Genomic DNA, 21,628 nt, shown 5'->3' with positions numbered 1-21,628 from the left:
TTTGAGAGCTATAAAGCCTTCATAGCAATTAGCAATACTCTTCGAATACCTCTTCTAAGTGGTTTGCGATCATTTCAGCATTTCTGCCTTCAATGTGGTGTCTTTCTACAAAGTGCACTAATTCGCCATCTTTCCACAATGCAATGCATGGAGAGGAAGGAGGGTAAGGCAATGCAAGCTCACGGAATTTAGCAACCGCTTCTTGATCCACTCCAGCAAAAACTGTAGCGATGGTATTTGGCTTTTTAGAAGCTTGAGCTAAGCCCATTTTAACACCTGGTCTTGCTGCACCTGCTGCGCAACCACATACAGAGTTTACTACGATAAGGGTAGTTCCTTTGTGGTCTTTTAGGTGGTTCTGAACATCATCCGCTGTTTTAAATTCCTTAAAACCAGCTATGGTCAAATCTGCTCGCATTGGAGCAACTAAATATTCTGGGTACATCTTAAATCTATTTATGGTTTTATAAAAATCCTAGTTCGAGTTTGGCAGCTTCAGACATCATATCCTGTGAGTAAGGTGGATCAAAAGTTACTTCAACTTCCACATTATTAACACCCGGTATTATGCTGATAGCCGTTTTTATTTCATCTGGAATAGCTTCTGCAGATGGGCAACTTGGCGATGTAAGCGTCATCAAAACAAATACATTATTTACGGGATAAATACTTATTTCATAAATAAGGCCTAGTTCATATACATCTACAGGAATTTCAGGGTCATACACGCTTTTGATCGCATCTAAAACCTTTTCTCTCAATTCCTTTTGCTCTATTACTTGATCACTCATAATTTCAATCTTAAGCGTTTGCTTCACTTTTAGTATCTAATGCCAAAGCAAACATTTTCATTTGTCGAATCATGGAAGCAAGTCCATTGGAGCGCTGGGAACCAATTACTTGATCCATTCCAATTTTATTCAAAAATGCCAAATCAGCATTTATAATTTCTTTCCTTGGCTGTCCGTTTAGCACTCTTATTAGCAAGCTGATAAGACCTTTGGTAATATCTGTATTGCTATCTGCCAAAAAGTTGACTTTACCGTTATCATCACTGGCTGTAAGCCATACTTTCGATTGGCAGCCTTTTATTAAGTTATCATCTGTTTTGAATTTTTCAGGTAGCGGAGGAAGCTTATCACCTAATTCCATTATATAGAATATGGTGCTTTCTCTATCATCCCCCAAAATTTCAAATTCACTTATGATTTCTTCTTCCAGCTCTTTAATTGATGGCATGCTTACTTTCTTTTGCGTGCAGCAAGACGTTCAACCGCCTTAACCAATTTATCTACTTCTTCAATTGTGTTATAAACCGCAAATGAGGCTCTAACAGTTCCTTCGATTCCAAAGCTATTCATCAATGGCTGCGCACAATGATGGCCTGTTCGAACAGCTATACCAGTTGCATCGAGTAGCATTCCCACATCGAAAGGATGGTAGCCATCAAGCAGAAAAGAAACTACTCCGATTTTATTTTCAGAAGTACCGATTATTCTGAGCCCTTCAATCTTACTCAAGGCATCCGTAGCTCTCTTTAGCAATCGATTTATATGTGCAGCAATATTTTTACGACCAATTTTGATGATGTAATCAGCAGCCACTTTTAGCGCAATGATATCTCCAATATTTGGAGTACCTGCTTCAAATTTGAATGGGATGTCATTGTAAGTAGTTTTCTCGAAAGTCACTTCTTTGATCATTTCACCGCCACCTTGATAAGGATCCATGGCTTCTAAAATTGCCCGTTTGCCATACAATATTCCGCAACCCGTTGGCCCGAACATTTTGTGACCGGAGAACACGTAGAAATCACAATCCATTGCCTGCACATCAATGTCGAAATGCGAAGCAGATTGAGCTCCGTCTATTAAAATCTTTGCTCCAACCTCCCGTGCTTTTTTGATGAAAAGTTCAATAGGGTTCACAGTTCCCAATGCATTACTTACATGGTTTACTGCAAGAATTTTTGTATTCTCATTCAGAAGCTTCAAACCGGCATTTATGTCCCAAGTACCATTTTCTAGCACGGGAATTACCTTCAATGTAGCGCCTGTTGCTTCAGCAGCCATTTGCCAAGGCACAATATTAGAATGATGCTCCAGACCTGATATCAATATTTCATCTCCGGCTTTTAGAAACTTTCTACCAAAAGACTGAGCAACTATATTAATTCCTTCAGTGGTGCCTTTGGTGAAAATAACTTCCTCTATTTCAGCAGAATTGATGAATTTAGCTATAGTTTTCCTTGTCTCCTCGAATGCAATTGTAGCTTTATTTGCCAAGAAATGCGCTCCTCTGTGGATGTTAGAATTATAGCCAGCGTAGTAGTTTTCCAAAGCCTCAATTACCACTTTCGGTTTTTGCGTAGTTGCAGCATTATCAAAATAAACCAATGGAAATCCATTCACCTCTTGATGAAGAATTGGGAAATCCTTGCGAATTTTCTCAATATCCAATGTTATTTCTGCTACGCTATTTTGCATATTATTTTTCTAGACGCTTGGTAAGTGTTGTCTCCAACCATTCTCTAAGATCGGGAAGATTAATTTTTTCAATTACTTCAGAAGCAAAAGCAAATAGGAGTAGAGCAGTTGCTTCTTTGGCTGATAGGCCACGAGAACGAAGATAGAAAAGTGCTTCTTCGTCTAACTGACCGATGGTACAGCCATGTGAGCATTTCACATCATCAGCCCAAATCTCAAGCTGTGGTTTTGTGTGCACATTTGCATCATCCGAAAGCAGAATATTGCCATTAGATTGGTAGGCATTTGTCTTTTGCGCATTCGGTCTTACAAATATTTTCCCATTGAAAACGCCAGTACTTTTATCAGCAACGATGCCTTTATAAAGCTCATTGCTCAGACCATTTGCCTTGCGATGATCTACACTTGTATGATTATCAACTTGCGTTTTTCCTTCGAGCAAATAAAGTCCAAACATATTACCTTCCGCATGTTCCGTGTCTAGAACCATGTTGAGATTGTTGCGAATAATTCCGCCACTTAGCGAAATATTATTATGCTTGTACACACCTTTGGCCGCTTGATAAACCTGCGTATGTATTACGCTATTGAGGTTTTCATTGCCAAGATCCAATTTGTTCCAGCTGATGTTGGCATTTTGCTCAAGGTGTATTTCAGATACTTGGTTGCAAAATGCTTGATGATTTCCAGATGAAAGCTGAATCTCGATAAATTGAGCTTCAGTATTCTCTTCCGCAACTGTAAGGAAACGTGGAAAAGAAATGCTAGCGGACTCGCCTGATATATTATAATTGATCAAGTAAATCGGTGTAGCAACCACCTTCTTTTGCGGGAGGTGAAAAACTAATCCATCCGTGAATAGCGCTGTATTTAATGCAGCAAAGCCATCCGTCTTGTTCGGAGTATTCTGATTGAAGTATTTGCTTATCCATTCAGCTTTCGTGGCAAATGTATCGCTAATGGTCGAAAACTCGATGCCGGTAGCTTTTAGTGCTTTCAAATCAGATTGAGAAGCTTGCAATTCACCATTAATGAAGAGCAATTTGATGCCTTCGAATTGTTGAATAAAGTCTGGTATTACTGCTTTGAAAGTAGTATTCGCCAATTCAAAAGGCTCTTTGTTTAGAGGCTTATGCAAATTAGTGAATTTATATTCTTCATTTCTCTGAGTAGGAATTCCAAGCTTTTCAAAGTCTACCCAAGCTGACTTTCTTATATCAATAAGGGCTTGAGAACCAGTGGAAATTCTGCTTTCAAATAATGAAGGAAATAAAGTAGGTATAGTAATTTGTGTCGTTTTGCTCATTGAATCTTTTTTTATGCCGTGGCATTCGCCACTTCATCCTTTATCCAATCGTAACCTTTTTCTTCTAGCTCAAGAGCTAATTCCTTGGTGCCAGATTTCACAATTCTGCCTTCGTGCAATACGTGCACAAAATCAGGTACGATGTAATCCAATAATCTTTGGTAGTGAGTTACTACTATAAAGGCATTGTCTTTATTTTTGAGCTTATTCACCCCATTGGCTACAATTCTTAATGCATCAATATCAAGTCCTGAGTCCGTTTCGTCAAGAATGCCCAACTTTGGTTCAAGCATTGCCATTTGAAATATTTCATTTCTCTTTTTCTCACCACCGGAGAAGCCTTCATTTAATGAGCGACTCAATAATGATTGGCTGATTTCAACTAAGGACATTTTCTCTTTCATCACTTTAAGGAAAGAAACAGCATCTAAAGGCTCTAGTCCTCTATGTTCTCTTACCTTATTTATGGCAGTACGCATGAAATTGGTGGTACTTACTCCTGGTATTTCTACCGGATACTGGAACGCCAAAAACACACCCTCCCGCGCTCTCTCTTCAGCAGCAAGTTCAAGTAAATCTTCACCTTTGAATGTGATAGAACCTTCAGTTACTTCAAAATCTTCTCTTCCCGCCAATACTGAAGCCAATGTACTTTTACCACTTCCATTTGGTCCCATAATCGCATGGACTTCACCAGCTTTTACTTCTAGATTTATACCCTTCAGGATTTCTTTCTCGCCAATCGAAGCGTGCAGATTTTTTATACTTAACATATTCTTGATTTTCTTGGTATTTAATAATTATCCAACGCTACCTTCTAATGTAAGCGCAAGTAGTTTTTGAGCTTCAACTGCAAATTCCATTGGCAGCTGATTTAATACTTCTTTGCAATAGCCATTTACAATTAATGCTACAGCATCTTCCATAGATATGCCCCTTTGGTTGCAATAGAAGATTTGATCTTCACCAATTTTAGATGTGGTCGCCTCATGCTCTACTTTGGCCGATTTGTTTTCTACATCTATATATGGGAATGTGTGTGCGCCACATTTGTCGCCCATAAGTAGGGAATCACACTGACTGAAATTCCGTGCATTGTCTGCACGCTTCATTACTTTCACCTGGCCACGGTAGCTATTTTGACTATGTCCACCGGACACACCTTTGGATACAATACGGCTTTTGGTGTTTTTACCAATATGGATCATTTTGGTGCCAGTATCTGCTTGCTGATATCTGTTGGTTACAGCAACTGAATAGAATTCACCAATTGAGTTATCTCCTTTTAATATACAGCTTGGGTATTTCCATGTTACAGCTGAACCTGTTTCTACTTGTGTCCAAGAGATTTTAGAATAGTCTCCTGCGCATATACCTCTTTTTGTAACGAAATTGTAAATCCCACCTTTTCCTTCTTTATCACCTGGATACCAGTTTTGAACGGTAGAGTATTTTACTTCAGCCTGTTTGCCTGCATAGATTTCTACAACGGCAGCATGCAATTGATTTTCATCACGCATAGGAGCGGTGCAACCTTCTAAGTAGCTAACATAAGATCCTTCTTCAGCGACAATTAGTGTACGCTCAAATTGGCCTGTATTTGCGGCATTGATACGGAAGTACGTAGATAATTCCATTGGGCAGCGAACGCCTTTTGGAATGTAGCAAAATGAACCATCTGAGAATACAGCGGAGTTTAAAGCAGCAAAGTAATTATCATTAACGGGAACAACTGATCCCAAATACTTTTTCACCAATTCCGGATGCTCTTTTACTGCTTCGCTGAACGAGCAGAAAATAATACCTAAATCAGCCAATTTATCTTTGAAAGTAGTTGCAACCGAAACCGAATCTAATACCGCATCTACTGCAACACCTGTAAGTCTTTTTTGCTCATCCAGTGAGATACCCAATCTTTTAAAAGTATCGAGAAGCTCCGGATCAATTTCATCAAGACTGCCAACCTTTTTCTTAGGTTTTGGTGCAGAGTAATATATAATGTTTTGATAGTCGATTTTAGGATAATGAACGTTCGGCCATTTAGGCTCGGCCATTTCTTGCCAAGTTTTAAAAGCCTTTAGACGCCATTCCGTAAGCCATTGAGGCTCATTCTTTTTAGCTGAAATAAACTTGACTGTATCTTCATTTAAGCCAATCGGCGCTTGGTCTGCCTCTATATCTATGTTCCAACCGTGTTCGTATTCCTTCGAAGCAAAGTCTTCTAGGATTTGGTTATCTTTACTCATATCTTATTTAGACTAATTATCAATTGCAAATATAACATACCTAATCGAATTCTGTTCAGCAATTAGGAAGAGTTGTAGCAAATTGCTCAATGCACGTAAATCATCGACCTAACTGACAAAGGAATACTTGCATTAGTTCCTTTTTGTTTAACAAAATCAGCCCAAAAGTTGAACCGGTCTATTTAGACTTTCATCCAGAGAAATGAATGTTTCAGTTCGTTCAATTCCATCAATTTTCTGAATCTTATCATGGAGTACTGTTCTCAGGTGTTGCGTGTCCTTACATATCACCTTGGCAAAGATGCTGTAAGCTCCAGTAGTATAGTTGATACTTACTATTTCAGATATTGCCGCCAGCTGGGAAGATACTTCATCGTAGAGTGAGCTTCTTTGCAAATAGATTCCTAAAAAGGCCTGTACATCGTATCCTAATTTGGCATAATCAATATCTAAAGTTGCGCCCTTTACAATTCCCAGTTCCTCTAATTTTTTCATCCTTACATGAACGGTTCCTCCAGAAACAAAGACTTTTTTGGCAACTTCAGTATATGGACTTTTGGCATCTTTCAATAAGAGACTAAGGATCTTCAAATCCACATTATCAATTTCGTAATTTTTATCTTCTTTCATGAGCTATTTTTTTTAATATGTTAATGATTGATGGGTAAAAATAAAAAGTATCGAAATATTAAGCTAATTATTTGCGAAATTTTTAAAATAAAGATCAGTCTGTTACATTTGTAATGTCAGACGGACAAAACAACAACAAAACAAATTATACTGTAGGGTGATGAAACAGGCAGACATGCCCTCCTGTCTCGGGGGTGGAGGCTCGGAATAAATCATACACAACTCGTGTTTGGCTAACCGCTCTGTGGAGGTTCGAATCCTTCCCCTACAGCAATAGAGTGAAATCTTTATCATGTTGGGTTTATTTTGTAAAACTGTAGGAACAAAAATGCGGTATGGTGCGAAAGGCGCCTCGGAGGTTCGAATCCTTCTCCTACAGCTAACGTCTTGTTAATTTTGGGTTTATATGTTTGTCACACAAAGGCTGCTGCAAAGCAGCTTTTGTTATTTATGGACATCAACAGGATTGACTTAGTCTAATCAAACTCATTGAAAGATAACGGTTCCATAACCTACTGGTAAATTCTCTTTTCTACCTTCGTCGCAAATAAAATGCGGCATGAAACAAAAACTCACATTCCTATTTGCAATAATTATTAGCTTCAATGCTTACACTCAAGAAATAGCTAAAGGCTATGTTTTTGAAGATACCAATAAAGATGGACTGAAAAGTACTGGTGAAAGTGGAATTGCAAATGTATCCGTATCTAATGGAGTAGAAGTTGTGCTTACCAATGATGATGGGTATTATGAATTGTCGCTAAATAATGAGGGTGTTGTATTTGTAATCAAACCTTCAGATTATCAATACCCAGTTGATGAAACTCAAATTCCACAATTCTTCTATATCCACAGACCAGATGGTTCAACTGAAGAGTTTCGATACAAAGGTTTCTCACCAACAGGAATTTTACCTGAGTCGCTTAATTTTCCATTGCTTCCAATTGAAAAACCAGAATCGTTTAGAGTTCTGGTTTTTGGAGATCCACAACCATATACTGAGCAGGAACTAGATTGGTTTGATAAAGGTGTAGTGAGAGATGTCACTAATAAGGATGAGGTCGAGTTTGGAATCTCAGTCGGAGATATTGTTGGAGATGATCTTTCTCTTTTTCCTGGTTATCGTGATGTGATGAAACAACTTGGACTGCCTTGGTATAATGTAATGGGCAATCACGATATGAATTATGAAGCTAAGGAAGACCTTTGGACAAGTGAAACTTTTAAAGTGAATTTTGGGCCTTCTACTTATTCATTCAATCATGGAGATGCTCATTTTATCATTTTGGATGATGTCCTTTACCCGGATCCAAGAAGAGGATATGGATATTGGGGTGGTTTTAGAGAAGATCAACTTGACTTTGTGGAAAATGATTTGAAGCATGTGTCAAAGGATAAACTCATAGTATTGTTTATGCATATTCCATTGTTTGAAGAAAACGGAGATAGCTTCAGAGATGAAGACCGTGAACGTTTGCTTCAATTAATTTCAGGCTTTAAAAATACCTTATCTATCTCTGCTCATACACACTATATGAGACAAGTATTTTTCGGAGAAGAAGATGGTTATACTGGAGCCAACCCTCATCACCATTTCAATATTGGTACTCCATCTGGAGATTGGTATAGCGGGAGGTGGAACGATGAAGGAATTCCAGAGGCTATAATGAGAGATGGCTCACCAAAAGGATATGTGTATTTAAGTATTGATGGAGCAAACTATTCCACGGGCTACAAAGCCGCAGGAAAGGATCCGAGTCACCAAATGTCTATTTTCGCACCGAAAGTGATGGAAGAGGGTAAGAGAAATCGAGATCGCTTAGTTGTAAACTTCTTCACTGGTATATCTACAGATGAAGTTCACTACAGAATTGGCGAAGGAGAGTGGCTTCCATTGAGGAATTACAGCGATCTGGATCCAACGTATTTAATGAAGTATTTTGAATGGGATACAACGGACGAATTAATGGATGGAAGAAGACCAAGCTACCCTGTACAAACCGATCACCTTTGGACAACCAACCTGCCTTCAAGCTTGCAAGCCGGCACACATACTATAGAAGTTCGTGCTAAGGATAGATATGGAAAAGAGCACTTTGGAACAAGAGAAGTAAAAGTATTGAAAAAATAATTAGGAAAAATAGTGAGGCACTGGGCGTAGGCCCAACGGAGGTTCGAATCCTTCTCCTAATTTTAAAAATCATTTTAGGGTTAGTATTTTTAAGCAATGGCCGCTTCGAAGCGGCTTTTGTCATTTATGGATAAATTAAATAGTATAAGAAGTTTATCATCTAAGGACACAATCCTCCCGCTGATTTTTGACTGTTTCGATCAAAATTAAAGACTATTAAAAGCTATATTTGGTATTAGAAAAATTTCCAGCTTTTTTTAAAACTTAAAGTATATTCAAAACATCTCAAGAAGGTAAATCAAAATCAATCAAACATGAAAAATGTCTTTCTTATTTTATTTGCCAGCATTGTACTATTTGCTTGCGACGCAAATGAAGAACTTACCGAAACCTTCTCTGCAGATTCTGACCTAACATTCGAAATTGTAGATAGTGTAGCCGTAGATTATTTGGGCAGACTTAGTCTTTCTGATATATCGCCTGACAAAAATCATTACCTGTTTTATGATGGACAGCGAAATAATTTTGTAGTGACGAATAAGGCTGGAGAGATTACAAATGAATTTTCAAAATCAACGGACACGCCAGATGCGCATGGGCAAATTTCTTTCAATCCTGTATTTTTTGGAAATGATAAGATTGTAGCTGTAGGGCGAAATGGGTACTTCATCTACAATTTCGATGGAACAATTTGGAAGAACTTTAAGGAGACAAACCTTAATTCCAATTTTTTTATGTCCATCATCGGTTCTAAAACGCTGCATTATGCAGAAATTAATGGTGAGCAAGTGTTATTAACCAAAGGCCCGTCAAGTTTTGATCGGGAGGTTGATGTAGAAAAAGCCTTAGCTGACTATAAAAGCATCACATTGGTAAAGCCGAATGAAATTCAAAGTTTAGGTGGTAATACCAAAGGTTTAGAGGAAGAATCAGTAGAAGGAACAGAAGCACAGTTGGAAGTTACTAAAGGCTTTTCATACCACATTGATTTACCACAAGAGAGCATTTATAGACTAATGCCGGATTTCAGACCTCTTTCAGCGGGGTCATTTATGTCTATTGATGGGAATAAAATTTTGGTTGGGTACAATAAAGATGTAAATGTATATACTTATGAATTTAGTAATGGCAAGTTTAATTTACTTAATTCATTAAATTTAAATCCAGAATTAATTTATATCGATAAGCCTGATGCTGAAAATGAAAACGATATTTCTATACCGGGTGGTGGTAGAGTGACAATGCTTGGTGGTGGAATGGGTGAAGGAAGAATTATCAATTCATTCCTGCATGGAAACCAGCTAATTAGTGTCTATAACCCTGGGGTAAAAAAGGAAGACAGAGTAATGCCAGAAATTCAACGTGGTGAGAATGGATCCATGCGTGTTACTACTGGAAATGGACCAAAAGTCAATAATCGTTTTCAATTATTTATAGATGGAGTGAAAATCGGAAGCGATTTTGAAGCTCCTGAAAATCTTAGCGGTACTGGCCTGCAAGATGGTGAGTACTTGTGGTTTGCTCGAAACACTACCGACGATGAAGAAGAATCAGATTTTATTACTTATTACAAAGTAAAAGTTGCCTCTAAATTGTAACAATGAAATTACTATCAACGCTATTAATTGGTTTTATTATTCTTAGTTCTTGTGGCGATAGTTCAGAGTCTATTTCTGAGGGTGCCAAAGGCTCAGGAAATTATGCTTTCAATATTGTAGATTCCTTGGTGGTAGATTATTTGGGAGCCGGATTGCTTGCGGATGTTTCTTCAGATGGCAATCGCTTTCTTATTTATGATAATCAGCGAACTTCATTTCTTGTCACAGATAAGGAAGGCACCATTCTGCATCAGTTTGAAAAATCAGGAGATATACCTGATTCGCCAGGTTCATTATTTAATCCTCCCGCTTTTTATGGAGATGATCAGATTGCACTTTATGCGACACGAGGATATTTCATTTTTGACTTCGAAGGTAATTTGGTGAAGAAAGTAGAGGATGCTACCTCCCGCAGTATGGTAATAAGTAGAAATTATCCTAAGGCAGTTTACCCCATTACTTTCCAAAACCAGCCTGCTATTTTAAGCCCAAATATGGACGTGCTTGTAAAGAATCCGGCAAAGGATGAGTACTATACGGAAAACAGAGCTGTGCAAATAGTTTTGACTGAAACGGACAGTATTTTGCCATTGATTCCGCTAGAACCAAACAGTCGATACTTGGATGGAAAAGGCTACACGGCAATGAAGATTTTGCCAAAAATCAGCTTTAATAATAACAAATTGTCAGTCACTTACCCCAAAGAATCTCGCGTGTATTTGTATGATTTTACGTCAAATGGTTTTCAGCTAGATCAAATTTTAGAATTAACACCAAGCGTATTTCATATTGACAATGGAGCGGACAGAGAAACGGTTGATAATAGTTCCGGCAATTCTGGCTTTTCTTTTGGCGGTAAAATGGGTGAAGCATCTGTAAATGCATCTTATCATTTTGGAAACACGGTAATAGTGGAGTACAATCCTGGTTTGCCGGAGGATTTGAGGAAAGAACCAGAACTTATTACTACTTCTGAAGGCAGGATGACACTCGTAAATCCCGATAATATTCCATCCAACTTATGGCAAGTTTTCGTTGATGGCGAAAAACGGATAGATGGATTTTTGGCGCCAGATGTTTTAGGAGATTTTGCATTAGGGCAAGGTGAAGATTTATGGTTTACTCGTGGTCCTAGTGAAGAAGAGGAGCTGGATTATCTTATTTTTTACAAAGTGAAATTGATAGAAGAATAAAAGAAATATACACTCATGATCTGAAACCCTACGAAGCAGCCAAATTGGACTGATTCGTAGGGTTTTTATTTGCAAAGTGGCAAAACTCCTCCCGCTTTTTTCAAACTTATCTTAGCGCTATTTCTCCAATAATTATTTTAATTGCTTAATTTCATCCGCTAATTAATAATCCGAAATTTTTAATCTCTACCCTCATGATCAGGAAATTCCTTGCATTCCTTCTATGCGTTCTCAGTAGCACTGCAATAGCGCAAATAAGTCCTCAATGGGCTCGCTATTCGTCCATTTCTCCAGATGGCCAATATATTGCCTTCACATACAAAGGCGATTTATACAAAGTCGCTTCAAATGGAGGTGCAGCCATGCAGCTTACCTTCCACGATGCACATGATTATATGCCCGTATGGAGTAAAGATAGTAAGCAAATTGCCTTTGCATCAGACCGTTATGGCAATTTTGATGTATTCTTAATGCCGGCTGAAGGCGGTGCTGCTCAGCGACTTACTTTTCATTCGAATGATGAAATGCCATATTCCTTTAGTCATGATAATGCGAAAGTAATATTTGGCGGAGTACGATTAGATTTGGCTGAGCACAGACAATATCCTACCGGCTCACAACCTGAATTGTACACTGTTCCTGTAACGGGCGGGAGGGTAGATCAGCTTTTTACCGTTCCGGCAGAATATATTGCTGTGAGCAAGGATGGCAGCAAAATGCTGTACCATGATAAAAAAGGAGGGGAGAATGAATTTCGTAAGCACCAAATGTCTGCAATAGCCCGAGATATTTGGGTGTACGATTCAGCTTCAGATACGCATAAGATGATCTCTACTTTTTATGGTGAAGATCGCAATCCGGTATTTGCCGATAATGATCAAAGCTATTTTTACTTAAGTGAGCAAAGTGGCAATTTTAATATTCATAAGTCAAGCTTAGCGAATCCTTCTCAAAATCAGCAAATTACCAGTTTAGATACTCATCCTGTTCGCTTTCTTAGCATCGCTGAAAATGGTTTGATGGCTTTTAGCTACGATGGCGAGCTATACACCATTCGCGAAGGTGAAGAACCCAGTAAAGTGAATATTATCATCCGTACGCAAGCCAAAAGCAATAATGATAGCTATGTGCCTATAAATGGAGGTGTTCGTGAAATGGCTATTTCTCCAAATGGAAAGGAAATCGCATTTATATCTAGAGGTGAGGTGTTCGTAACTTCAGTAGATGGCTCGATGACAAAACGGATTACCAATACGCCAGAGCAAGAAAGCTTTTTGAAATTTATGCCTGACGGAAAATCATTGGTATATGCAAGTGAACGTGATGGTAGATGGCAAATATTCCAAAGTAAAAAAACGCGTGAGGGAGAGCCATATTTTTATGCTTCCACACTTATCGAAGAAACGCCTCTATTGAGCAACGCTAATGAAAATTACCTGCCGGAAATCTCACCTGATGGTAAGAAAATGGCCTTTGTTGAAAATCGTCGTACCTTGAAAGTGATGGATTTGGCAAGTAAAGAGACGGTAACTTTATTGACTCCGGATGAGCTTTTTCACATGCGTGATGGAGATCAATACTATACGTGGAGCCCGGATAGCAAATGGTTGCTAGCTAGCTACAGACCTACCATGTCCAATGGCGAAATTGTATTACTCGATGCTACTGGCGAAAGAGAAATGATCAACCTAACCAAAAGTGGCTATGGTGATAGCAGCCCAAAATGGGTAAACAATGGCAAGCAAATGCTGTGGTTTAGCAATCGCGATGGTTTGAAAAGCTATGCAACTAGCGGCTCGACTCAGGATGATGTGTATTCCATGTTCTTCACCAAAGAAGCTTGGGATAGATTCAATCTGAATAAAGAAGATTTTGCTTTGCTACAGGAAATCGAAAAAAGCAAAAAGGAAGATGAAAATAAGGATGAGAAAAAGGAAGATAGTAAAGCCGTAGCTGATCTTACTTTCGATTGGGATGATATGGAAGAGAGAAAGGCGAGGCTGACAATTCATTCATCTTCTTTGAGCGATGCGGTGCTTTCAAAAGATGGTGAGAAACTCTATTACCTAGCCAGATTTGAAGCCGGTATGAACCTTTGGAGCACTAACCTGCGCACTAAAGACACTAAGATGGAAATTGCCTTAGATGCAGGTGGTGGGAGTTTGGAATGGGATAAGGAAATGAAAAATTTATATCTCTTATCTGGCGGACGTATTTCCAAAATAAATGTAGAGTCCAATAAGAGAGAGAATATTAGCATCAGTGGTGAAATGACTTTGGATGTCGCTGCCGAGCGTGATTATATGTTCGAGCATGTGTGGCTACGAACTAAAGGCATGTTTTACACACCAGATATGCACGGTGTAGATTGGGACTTGATGAAAACAGAATATCAAAAATACCTCCAGCATATTGGCAATAGCTATGAGTTTTCGGAATTGCTAAGTGAGATGCTGGGAGAATTGAATGTATCGCATGCAGGAGCTCGCTATAGCAATAGCATTCCACAAGCAGATGCAACCGCTAGTTTGGGTATCTTCATGGATTATAAGCATAAAGCAGACGGAATCTTAATAAGTGAAATCATCAAAGGTGGGCCATTAGATAAGGCTGATTTGAATGTGAAAGCGGGTATGATTATCGAAAAAATTGACGGTGAAGTAATTTCTGCCGATAGAGATATTGCACAATATCTAAATAGAAAAGCAGGCAATTTCACTTTGATTGAGCTTTTGGATCCAGCCAATAATTCTCGTTCGCAAGTTACTATCAAGCCGATTTCATTGGGTGCTGAAAACCAATTGCTTTACAAGCGTTGGGTGAAGAAAAATCAAGAGGAAGTAGAAAAAGCTAGTGGAGGTAAATTGGGCTATGTCCACATCCCTGGCATGAGCGATGGCCCATACAGAAATGTGTATGAGGAAATGATGGGCAAATTCCATGACAAGGAAGGCGTGGTTGTGGATACCAGATTCAATGGTGGTGGTGACTTAGTGGCTGATTTGGCGATGTTCTTCACTGGCGAGAAGTTCCTGACCTATGCCACAGAAGCTAGAGATGTGGGTTATGAACCAACTTTCCGTTGGACTAAGCCAACTTTGGCCATGTTCAATGAAGGCAATTACAGCGACGGCCATTGTTTTGCTTGTGGCTATACCGACTTAAAAATTGGTAAAACCGTAGGAATGCCTGTACCAGGTACATGTAGTTTTGCTGGCTGGGAAGGTTTACCTGATGGCACTCGCTGGGGTGCTGTGCCGATAAGTGCGAAAAATAAAGCCGGTGAATGGCTAGAAAACAATGAAACCAAACCGCAATTCCAAGTGAAGAATATGCCTGGTGTAGTAGATAAAGGCAGAGATCAGCAATTGGAAAAAGCCGTAGAGGAATTGCTCAAAGACGTGCAATAAGTAGATTTTAATAATTTTTGAAAAGGCCTTCAATCTTAGATTGGAGGCCTTTTTTAATTCAACTGGAGCTAAAAAATAATAATCCTTTGCGCCTCCGCGACTTTGCGAGAATAAATATCACGCAAAGCCGCAAGGACGCAAAGAAATGACTTCGTGATTTTAATTAATATGCTTCTATAAAATTGGTAAATTGCCTTTAGAAATAATTTACCACCATGATCAATAAAAGTGAATACCCGGTTTCATTGAAACTAAGAATCGACTGGAGTGAGTTGGATTACTTTGGACATGTGAATAATGTGTCTTTCTACAAGTACATCCAATCGTCGAGGGTCAATTATTGGGATCAAATAGGTCTTACTGAATCTCATCGCAAAACGAATATTGGCCCATTGCTAGCTTCTTGCAAATGCGATTTCCGAATGCCACTTTACTTTCCCGGCGAAATTACTATTATGGCTAAAGTGGCCTTTATTGGTAATACAAGCTTTAGTTTTCAGCATCTTATCCTAAACGATAAAGGAGAAGTCGCCGCAGAAGGTCAAGATATTATGGTAATGTTCGATTTCAATAAGAATGAGAAAGTAAGCTTTCCTATTGATTTGAAGCAGAAAATTGAAGCGCTGGAAGGGAAGGGTTTTTAGTAAAAATATATCTCGCAAAGCCGCATAAGGCGCAAAGAAGGATCGCAAACCTTTGCGAGATACCACCTTAGCGTAAGAATCTTTCTCGTAAAACCATAAAGAGATGACAGAAAACGAAATATCCAAAATAGTAGTCAATACAGCTTATGACATTCACGTGAATTTAGGGCCTGGATTATTGGAGTCTGTTTATGAGGAGATTATGTTTTATGAATTGGTTAGGCAAGGGCTCAAAGTAGAAAAGCAAAAGGCTATTCCTGTAATTTGGGATAGTATAAAAATGGAGCTGGGATTTAGAGCTGATTTGATCGTCGAGAACAAAGTGATTGTGGAATTGAAATCAGTTGAAACAATTGCTCCTGTTCATCCCAAGCAATTGCTTACTTACTTGAAGATTACCGGATTAAAACTTGGACTGCTGATCAATTTCAATGAAAAGCTCATTAAGAACGGAATAACTCGAATTGTAAACAATTTATAAACTTAGCGCCTTATGCGGCTTTGCGTGAGAAAAATATTCTCGCTAAGGCGCATAAGACGCAAAGATATTTTAACCTTCCAACTTCATTTCTCCACCAATATTTCAGCACCAATACAAGACTCTGGGATTCCAAATGCATGAACCAAAGGCACGGCATCTTGACGGATTTCCCAGCATAATTGGTTTACCATTTTGCGAATTGCTTTGGTTTTGCTGCCCTCCATATATCCTTGTTCCAAATACCAGCCTCTGTTTTTCTCTATTTGTGATAGGGCAAACAAATCACAGAGCTTCTTCAAAGTAGCTTTCAGTTTCGGGTCAGTAGTTTTCTCCACCTGCAATACAAATTGCTCCAAAACCACACGTTCAATGTAAGCTTTCCCAACATTGAATAAATGATGCTGACTTACATTCATAGCATCGAAAGAGTCCATTCCACTGTCAATATGTCGCTTTAGTCTTTGTGCAGCAGAGCTCACAATTTCTCTGTCACGATAATGGAAAGCACTGAGATGAAACTCCACATCGAGCAAATGTTCATCGCTTGTTTTCCTTACAGTAAATGGATTTTTTTCTCGAATGGAAGTCTTGGCTTGATCGGCTAAATAATTGAAAATGGTAATCATATTCATCTCACCAAATTCCTTTTTGAAAGTTGTAAGCCTACTTTTTGCGACCAATTGCATCAGTACGGTATTATCACCTTCGAATGTGGTATAAATGTCTGTATCAGCTTTAAGCGCATCAATCCGATTTTCCGATAAGTATCCCTTTCCTCCGCAAGCTTCTCTACATTCCTGCAAAGTGGCTGTGGTGTTCCAAGTTGCAAATGCTTTAAGTCCGGCAGCCAAAGCTTCTATTTCCTGCATATCTTCCTCAGTTCTATTTAGGAAGCGATAGGTGAGGTATTGCAAAGCAAAATGAAGTGCGTAAGCATTTGCTAGCAAAGGCATCAACCTTCGCTGATGCATGCGATAATTAAGAATGGGCACTTCCTCACCACCTTCAGGACCAAATTGTCGACGTTGGTTTCCATAGCGGATGGCGATGGTAAGTCCGGTTTTGGCTGCTGATAATCCGGAACGAGGTATGCCAATCCTCCCGCCCACAAGTGTTCCCAGCATGGTGAAGAACCTACGATTATCACTACTAATGGGACTTTCAAATTCACCCTTGTCATTTACGCTGGCATATTTGTCAAGCATATCTGATTTGGGAATTTCTACTTGATCGAAGCTAATGACTCCATTGTCTACTCCATTCAATCCCATTTTCTTCCCGCAATCTTCAATGCTTACTCCTGGGTGCAATTTACCCATTTTATCACGCAGTGGAACCACAAATGCATTCACCCCATAATCTTTTCCATCGATTATTAACTTGGCAAAAACAGTTGCCATTTGGCCATGTAATGCTGCATTTCCAATGTATTCCTTTTGAGCTAATTTATGTGGAGTGTGGATGGTAAAGGTCTTACTGTCATGCTTGTAAGTAGCTGTCGTTTCAATGCCTTTCACATTCGATCCATGATTGGTTTCCGTCATGGCAAAACAACCGGGCAATTGAAGTTTGCCTATTTTATTAAGGTACTTTTTGTGATGTTTTTCGGTACCAAGCGACTGAATACTCATTCCCCATAGACCAAATTGGACCCCGAATTTGATAACCATACTAAGGTCATGATAACTCAGCGTTTCCATAATGCTGAAATAGGCTTTCATATCTCCACCGCCACCAAATTGGGTAGGATAGGCCATTGCTCCCAAACCTTCTTTGGCGAGGATTTTACACCATTTCAATACTTGTTCGCGATAGGCTTTGAGATTGGAGGGATCTACATACGCAAATTCAGGTCGAGTAATGACCAATTTCACCTTGCCAATAATATCCGATTGGTCGCCATCAAGCAAAGCCTGCATTTGCTCAATATCGAATGAGCTTTGCGTATTATGACTTGTGGTGATTGTATCGTGGCCGGCTGTATAAAGGAAAATGGCCTCTTTGCTGATAATTCCAAGCTTCTTTTCTAGTTTATCTAAATCATTCTTAATATCTGAAAATGATTCAGATATATTCGATTTAAGATGTTTTTTGGCTAATTGGAAACTGATGTCGCTTAACTTTTCAATTTCGATAGCATCGACTATAGCAGATTTGATTTCACTTTCCCAAAGATGCAATTCGGATGCAGCGGGAGGATTTTGGGCTTGAAGCTTTGAGAGTAGAAATGTTTTCTCAGTCTTTTCAAGCCATTTGGCTTGGTTGATATATTTGCTGAGCACTTTGACTTCGAGTTCGCTCAGATTGGCATCAGCCCAAACGGTGTGGAACAAAGGAAGAAATACGGAAATCGAAGGATGCTGTGAAATTGAAAATAAATTTGCCATCCCTTAATTTACTCTATTCATTCAAAATAGATATAGGATGGCAAAGATATTTTCAAGAATTGGCGAAATTTGTCTTAGTTACTCTCTAATTTCTCTTTCAAGTTATTGAGTCCTTCAGAAAGATCTGCGCCGAGCATCTCTTCCATATCCATAAATAGTAGCATGAGGTTCATTGGATATGTCATTTTCCCATTGATGCCCCATTTCACGGTAGTTTGGTTCATGCCGGCACTTTCGGTGATCATATACGCTTGGCTAGTAGATTCAACTGGTTCGAGAAAACGCAATTCATAATTGATTCTTTCACCTTCTACAATGGCGATAATTTCTTGCTCGCCTTTGCCTACATCGTCAGATTCACTTTCCCAAGCGGACACGAAACCTACTGCTCCATCTGTTCCTCGAAAATCCTTTTTCATATTCGGATCCATCGAAGCCCATTTGCTAAATTCATCTTGGTTGCGAAGGTATTTTATATAATCAAATACCTCTGATTTGGAACGGTTGATAGTAACCTCCCGCTCAACAGCATAATTGCCATCTACAAAGATTGCAGCTACCAAAACCAGCGCAATAATGCTGGCTAAGCCAATTAGGATAATTTTTAATGCTTTCATGGTGTGATTATTAATTTATTTGGTTCTTCCTTCTACAATTTTGTCGTATTCAATATCATTCGGTTCCCATAATTCAATCTTATTGCCCTCAGGATCGAGGATATGAACGAATTTTCCATATTCGAAAGCTTCGATTTCATCACAAATGGTGACGCCTTCAGCACGCAATTGTTCTACAAGCCATTCCAAATTTTCAACTCTATAATTGATCATAAAGTCCTTTTTGGATGGCTCCATGTGTTTAGTGTTTTCACTCATGGTACTCCATTGACTGAAGCCCTTCTTATCAGGATTGTCAGCTTGGCGCCATTCGAAATTGGTTCCATAGTCATCGGTTTGTAATCCCAAATGCTCTCCATACCATTGCTTCATAGCTTTTGGATCTTTGCATTTGAAGAATATTCCACCGATGCCTGTTACTCTTTTGGTCATAATTGATTATCAGTTTCCTGTTGGATTGATTAAGAATTTCTTAATAGGATTTACGTGTGAAAACTGCCACAATGGCCGAAGTGAGAATCCCGACAACAAATGCAAAAATTGTGGAAATAAGGATATAATTATTCAAATTGAAATAAGCCTCAGCTTCTTCACGACTTTGCAGGCCAGTTTCCACAGCCATTTCAATTATATTAGGGAAATACTCTGGGCTGATTACATTATGCGTAATGATCTGAGCAATTGGGGTAAGGACAGTCACTACTATTGTGATGATAAAGCCTGCTTTGAATCCTTGTTTCCAGCTCATGGTGCCACTAAAGGCATTTTTTCGCTTATCTAAAAGTGCTAATACATAAATTGCAATAGCAACGATAGAAAAGAAATTGGTATAAGTCGCATGCTTGTCTAAGTGCTCACTATGCAGCCCAAATTGCTTTTCAAGGAACATCCAAAGGAGTGTTGCGAGGATAAAAATAATTCCCCATTTGATTTCAATACTGTACTTTTTCATGGTGGTATTTGATAGTAGAAATGAAATTTCAACCAATTCTATGAGAAAGTCAATAAATGGGAAATAAAAATACCAAAAGACTACAAAATTGATTGAAGCCTTTTGGTATAAATATATAATTCGATTATCCTCCCGCTTGAGGAGTGCCAAATACGCCGAGCAAGTCTAAGACAACAAGGAATATCACAACAGGGCAAACGAACTTGATAAAGAATATCCAGAAGGCTCTTTTCCAGCCATTGAAACCCGGAGCGCCAAGGGCGAGCTCATTTGCATAGGTTTGGATGCTTTTTACCCAGCCCGTATATAAGCTCAACATTAAACAGACTACCACTACGGCGACCGTTCCAAAGAAGAAATCCATCAAATCGAAAAAACCAGTTTTTACAATGCCGAAGAAATTCAAACTCATGGTATTGAATATGTTGCCTTCGATAGATGAAATGGCTGATGGGATGGACAGTACCATTGCAGCAATGCCCACTGTCCAAGCGGCTTTTTTGCGTGTCCATTTTTTCTCATCAATCAAATACGCAACTGGGACTTCTAGCATGGAAATACTGGAAGTAAGTGCAGCGACAAATAAGAGCAAGAAAAACAATGCGCCAATAATTGCTCCGCCGGTCATTTGATCAAACACTGTAGGCAATACATCGAAAACCAAAGCCGGGCCGGAAGCAGGGTTTTTGCCAAAAGCGAATACAGCTGGGAATACCATCAAACCACCCATTAAAGCTACTGATGTATCCATCCCTACAATCCAGCTTGCGGAAGTAATTGCGTTGTTCTTTTTCGATAAATAGGATCCGTAAGTGATCATTAGCCCCCAGCCAACAGATAAGGAGAAAAATGCTTGGCCTAATGCAGCCAACACAACTTTTCCATTGATTTTAGAGAAATCTGGTTCTAGGTAATATCTAATCCCTTCGGAGGCACCCGGCAAGGTGATGCTGCGAATTGAAATAAAGATGATAATCAGAAACAGTAAAGGCATAAGATAAATTGATGCTTTTTCAATACCTCCTGAGATTCCTTTTACCACAATCAAAATGGTGATTAGGATAAAGAGAAAACATAGAGGAATCACATACATGGGAGTTTCTTGGAATACCTCGAAACTAATAGGAACATTTAATAGCTCTGTGAAAATGTAACCAATTGTCCAACCTGCAATTACCGAGTAATAGCTTAAAACAAAGAAGCACACCATTACACAAATAACACCGGCCAATTGCCAAAACTTATTACCACCACTACTTCGAATTGCTCCAATAGGGTTTTTGCCACTATTTCGGCCAAGGCTGATTTCATTGAGTAATAGCGGGAGGCCAATTAGCAAAACGCAAAGGATATACACGAAGACAAAGGCCCCGCCTCCGTTTTCACCAGTGATGTATGGAAAGCGCCAAATATTGCCTAGACCAACGGCAGAACCTGCCGCTGCCATGATGAATCCAAAGCCAGAACCCCATTGGCCTCGGTTTTCGGTTGATGTTGCTTGAGTAGCCATTTCTATTTTAAATTGATTGGTTGATTATTTAATAAAT

General features: G+C 39.0%; 19 protein-coding genes. 6 read left to right on the top strand and 13 right to left on the bottom strand.

The features are described 5' to 3' along the window. Window positions 1-28 precede the first annotated feature (28 nt). The 8 genes from ACOXY8_RS01750 to ACOXY8_RS01715 all read right to left on the bottom strand — a co-directional run bounded on the left by ACOXY8_RS01750 (window position 29) and on the right by ACOXY8_RS01715 (window position 6,668). A complete protein-coding gene (locus ACOXY8_RS01750) occupies window positions 29-445 on the bottom strand; it encodes a BrxA/BrxB family bacilliredoxin (protein WP_458329838.1) in 417 nt (138 codons plus the stop codon). A 19-nt stretch (window positions 446-464) separates the two neighbouring features. After that, window positions 465-791, bottom strand: coding sequence for an iron-sulfur cluster assembly protein (locus ACOXY8_RS01745; RefSeq protein ID WP_458329837.1), 327 nt, complete (start codon window positions 789-791; stop codon window positions 465-467). Window positions 792-801: 10 nt separating this feature from the next. Further along, window positions 802-1,239, bottom strand: coding sequence for a SufE family protein (locus ACOXY8_RS01740; RefSeq protein ID WP_458329836.1), 438 nt, complete (start codon window positions 1,237-1,239; stop codon window positions 802-804). A 2-nt stretch (window positions 1,240-1,241) separates the two neighbouring features. Then, the gene (locus tag ACOXY8_RS01735; protein ID WP_458329835.1) at window positions 1,242-2,486 is read right to left on the bottom strand and encodes an aminotransferase class V-fold PLP-dependent enzyme; all 1,245 of its coding nucleotides are present in this window, start codon (window positions 2,484-2,486) and stop codon (window positions 1,242-1,244) included. A 1-nt stretch (window position 2,487) separates the two neighbouring features. After that, the gene (sufD, locus tag ACOXY8_RS01730; RefSeq protein ID WP_458329834.1) at window positions 2,488-3,792 is read right to left on the bottom strand and encodes a Fe-S cluster assembly protein SufD; all 1,305 of its coding nucleotides are present in this window, start codon (window positions 3,790-3,792) and stop codon (window positions 2,488-2,490) included. Between the two features lie 11 nt (window positions 3,793-3,803). Beyond that, the gene (sufC, locus tag ACOXY8_RS01725; protein ID WP_458329833.1) at window positions 3,804-4,565 is read right to left on the bottom strand and encodes a Fe-S cluster assembly ATPase SufC; all 762 of its coding nucleotides are present in this window, start codon (window positions 4,563-4,565) and stop codon (window positions 3,804-3,806) included. A 27-nt stretch (window positions 4,566-4,592) separates the two neighbouring features. After that, a complete protein-coding gene (gene sufB, locus ACOXY8_RS01720; RefSeq protein ID WP_458329832.1) occupies window positions 4,593-6,038 on the bottom strand; it encodes a Fe-S cluster assembly protein SufB in 1,446 nt (481 codons plus the stop codon). 156 nt (window positions 6,039-6,194) lie between these two features. Further along, entirely contained in the window at window positions 6,195-6,668 is a 474-nt protein-coding gene (locus ACOXY8_RS01715) for an Lrp/AsnC ligand binding domain-containing protein (protein ID WP_458329831.1), read from the bottom strand. 559 nt (window positions 6,669-7,227) lie between these two features. Between ACOXY8_RS01715 and ACOXY8_RS01710 the strand changes: the two genes are divergently transcribed. From ACOXY8_RS01710 to ACOXY8_RS01685, 6 genes are all read left to right on the top strand, one after another. Beyond that, a complete protein-coding gene (locus ACOXY8_RS01710; protein ID WP_458329830.1) occupies window positions 7,228-8,799 on the top strand; it encodes a calcineurin-like phosphoesterase C-terminal domain-containing protein in 1,572 nt (523 codons plus the stop codon). Between the two features lie 314 nt (window positions 8,800-9,113). Further along, entirely contained in the window at window positions 9,114-10,397 is a 1,284-nt protein-coding gene (locus ACOXY8_RS01705; RefSeq protein ID WP_458329829.1) for a hypothetical protein, read from the top strand. A 2-nt stretch (window positions 10,398-10,399) separates the two neighbouring features. Continuing rightward, window positions 10,400-11,590 carry a hypothetical protein gene (locus ACOXY8_RS01700; RefSeq protein ID WP_458329828.1) on the top strand — a complete coding sequence of 397 codons (1,191 nt, stop codon included), beginning with the start codon at window positions 10,400-10,402 and terminating at the stop codon, window positions 11,588-11,590. 194 nt (window positions 11,591-11,784) lie between these two features. Beyond that, window positions 11,785-15,000, top strand: a complete 3,216-nt coding sequence (locus ACOXY8_RS01695) for a S41 family peptidase (RefSeq protein WP_458329827.1) — start codon at window positions 11,785-11,787, stop codon at window positions 14,998-15,000. A 215-nt stretch (window positions 15,001-15,215) separates the two neighbouring features. Further along, window positions 15,216-15,644, top strand: coding sequence for an acyl-CoA thioesterase (locus ACOXY8_RS01690; protein ID WP_458329826.1), 429 nt, complete (start codon window positions 15,216-15,218; stop codon window positions 15,642-15,644). 103 nt (window positions 15,645-15,747) lie between these two features. After that, entirely contained in the window at window positions 15,748-16,125 is a 378-nt protein-coding gene (locus ACOXY8_RS01685) for a GxxExxY protein (protein ID WP_458329825.1), read from the top strand. Window positions 16,126-16,208: 83 nt separating this feature from the next. Here ACOXY8_RS01685 and ACOXY8_RS01680 read toward each other — a convergent pair whose 3' ends face one another. From ACOXY8_RS01680 to ACOXY8_RS01660, 5 genes are all read right to left on the bottom strand, one after another. Further along, window positions 16,209-18,512 (bottom strand): acyl-CoA dehydrogenase family protein, encoded by a 2,304-nt coding sequence (locus ACOXY8_RS01680; RefSeq protein WP_458329824.1) that lies wholly within the window; start codon window positions 18,510-18,512, stop codon window positions 16,209-16,211. A gap of 74 nt (window positions 18,513-18,586) precedes the next feature. Then, on the bottom strand, window positions 18,587-19,129 hold the full coding sequence (locus ACOXY8_RS01675; RefSeq protein WP_458329823.1) for an SRPBCC family protein: 543 nt from the start codon (window positions 19,127-19,129) through the stop codon (window positions 18,587-18,589). Between the two features lie 15 nt (window positions 19,130-19,144). Next, complete coding sequence (locus ACOXY8_RS01670) at window positions 19,145-19,561, bottom strand: VOC family protein (RefSeq protein ID WP_458329822.1); 417 nt, start codon at window positions 19,559-19,561, stop codon at window positions 19,145-19,147. Between the two features lie 40 nt (window positions 19,562-19,601). Further along, window positions 19,602-20,081, bottom strand: coding sequence for a DUF4199 domain-containing protein (locus tag ACOXY8_RS01665; RefSeq protein WP_458329821.1), 480 nt, complete (start codon window positions 20,079-20,081; stop codon window positions 19,602-19,604). Between the two features lie 124 nt (window positions 20,082-20,205). Next, a complete protein-coding gene (locus ACOXY8_RS01660; RefSeq protein ID WP_458329820.1) occupies window positions 20,206-21,591 on the bottom strand; it encodes a sodium-dependent transporter in 1,386 nt (461 codons plus the stop codon). Window positions 21,592-21,628 lie beyond the last annotated feature (37 nt).

The organism is Peijinzhouia sedimentorum (genome assembly GCF_049340005.1).
Lineage (GTDB): Bacteria > Bacteroidota > Bacteroidia > Cytophagales > Cyclobacteriaceae > CAXBDP01.
This window is presented reverse-complemented; position numbering and strand designations above follow the sequence as displayed.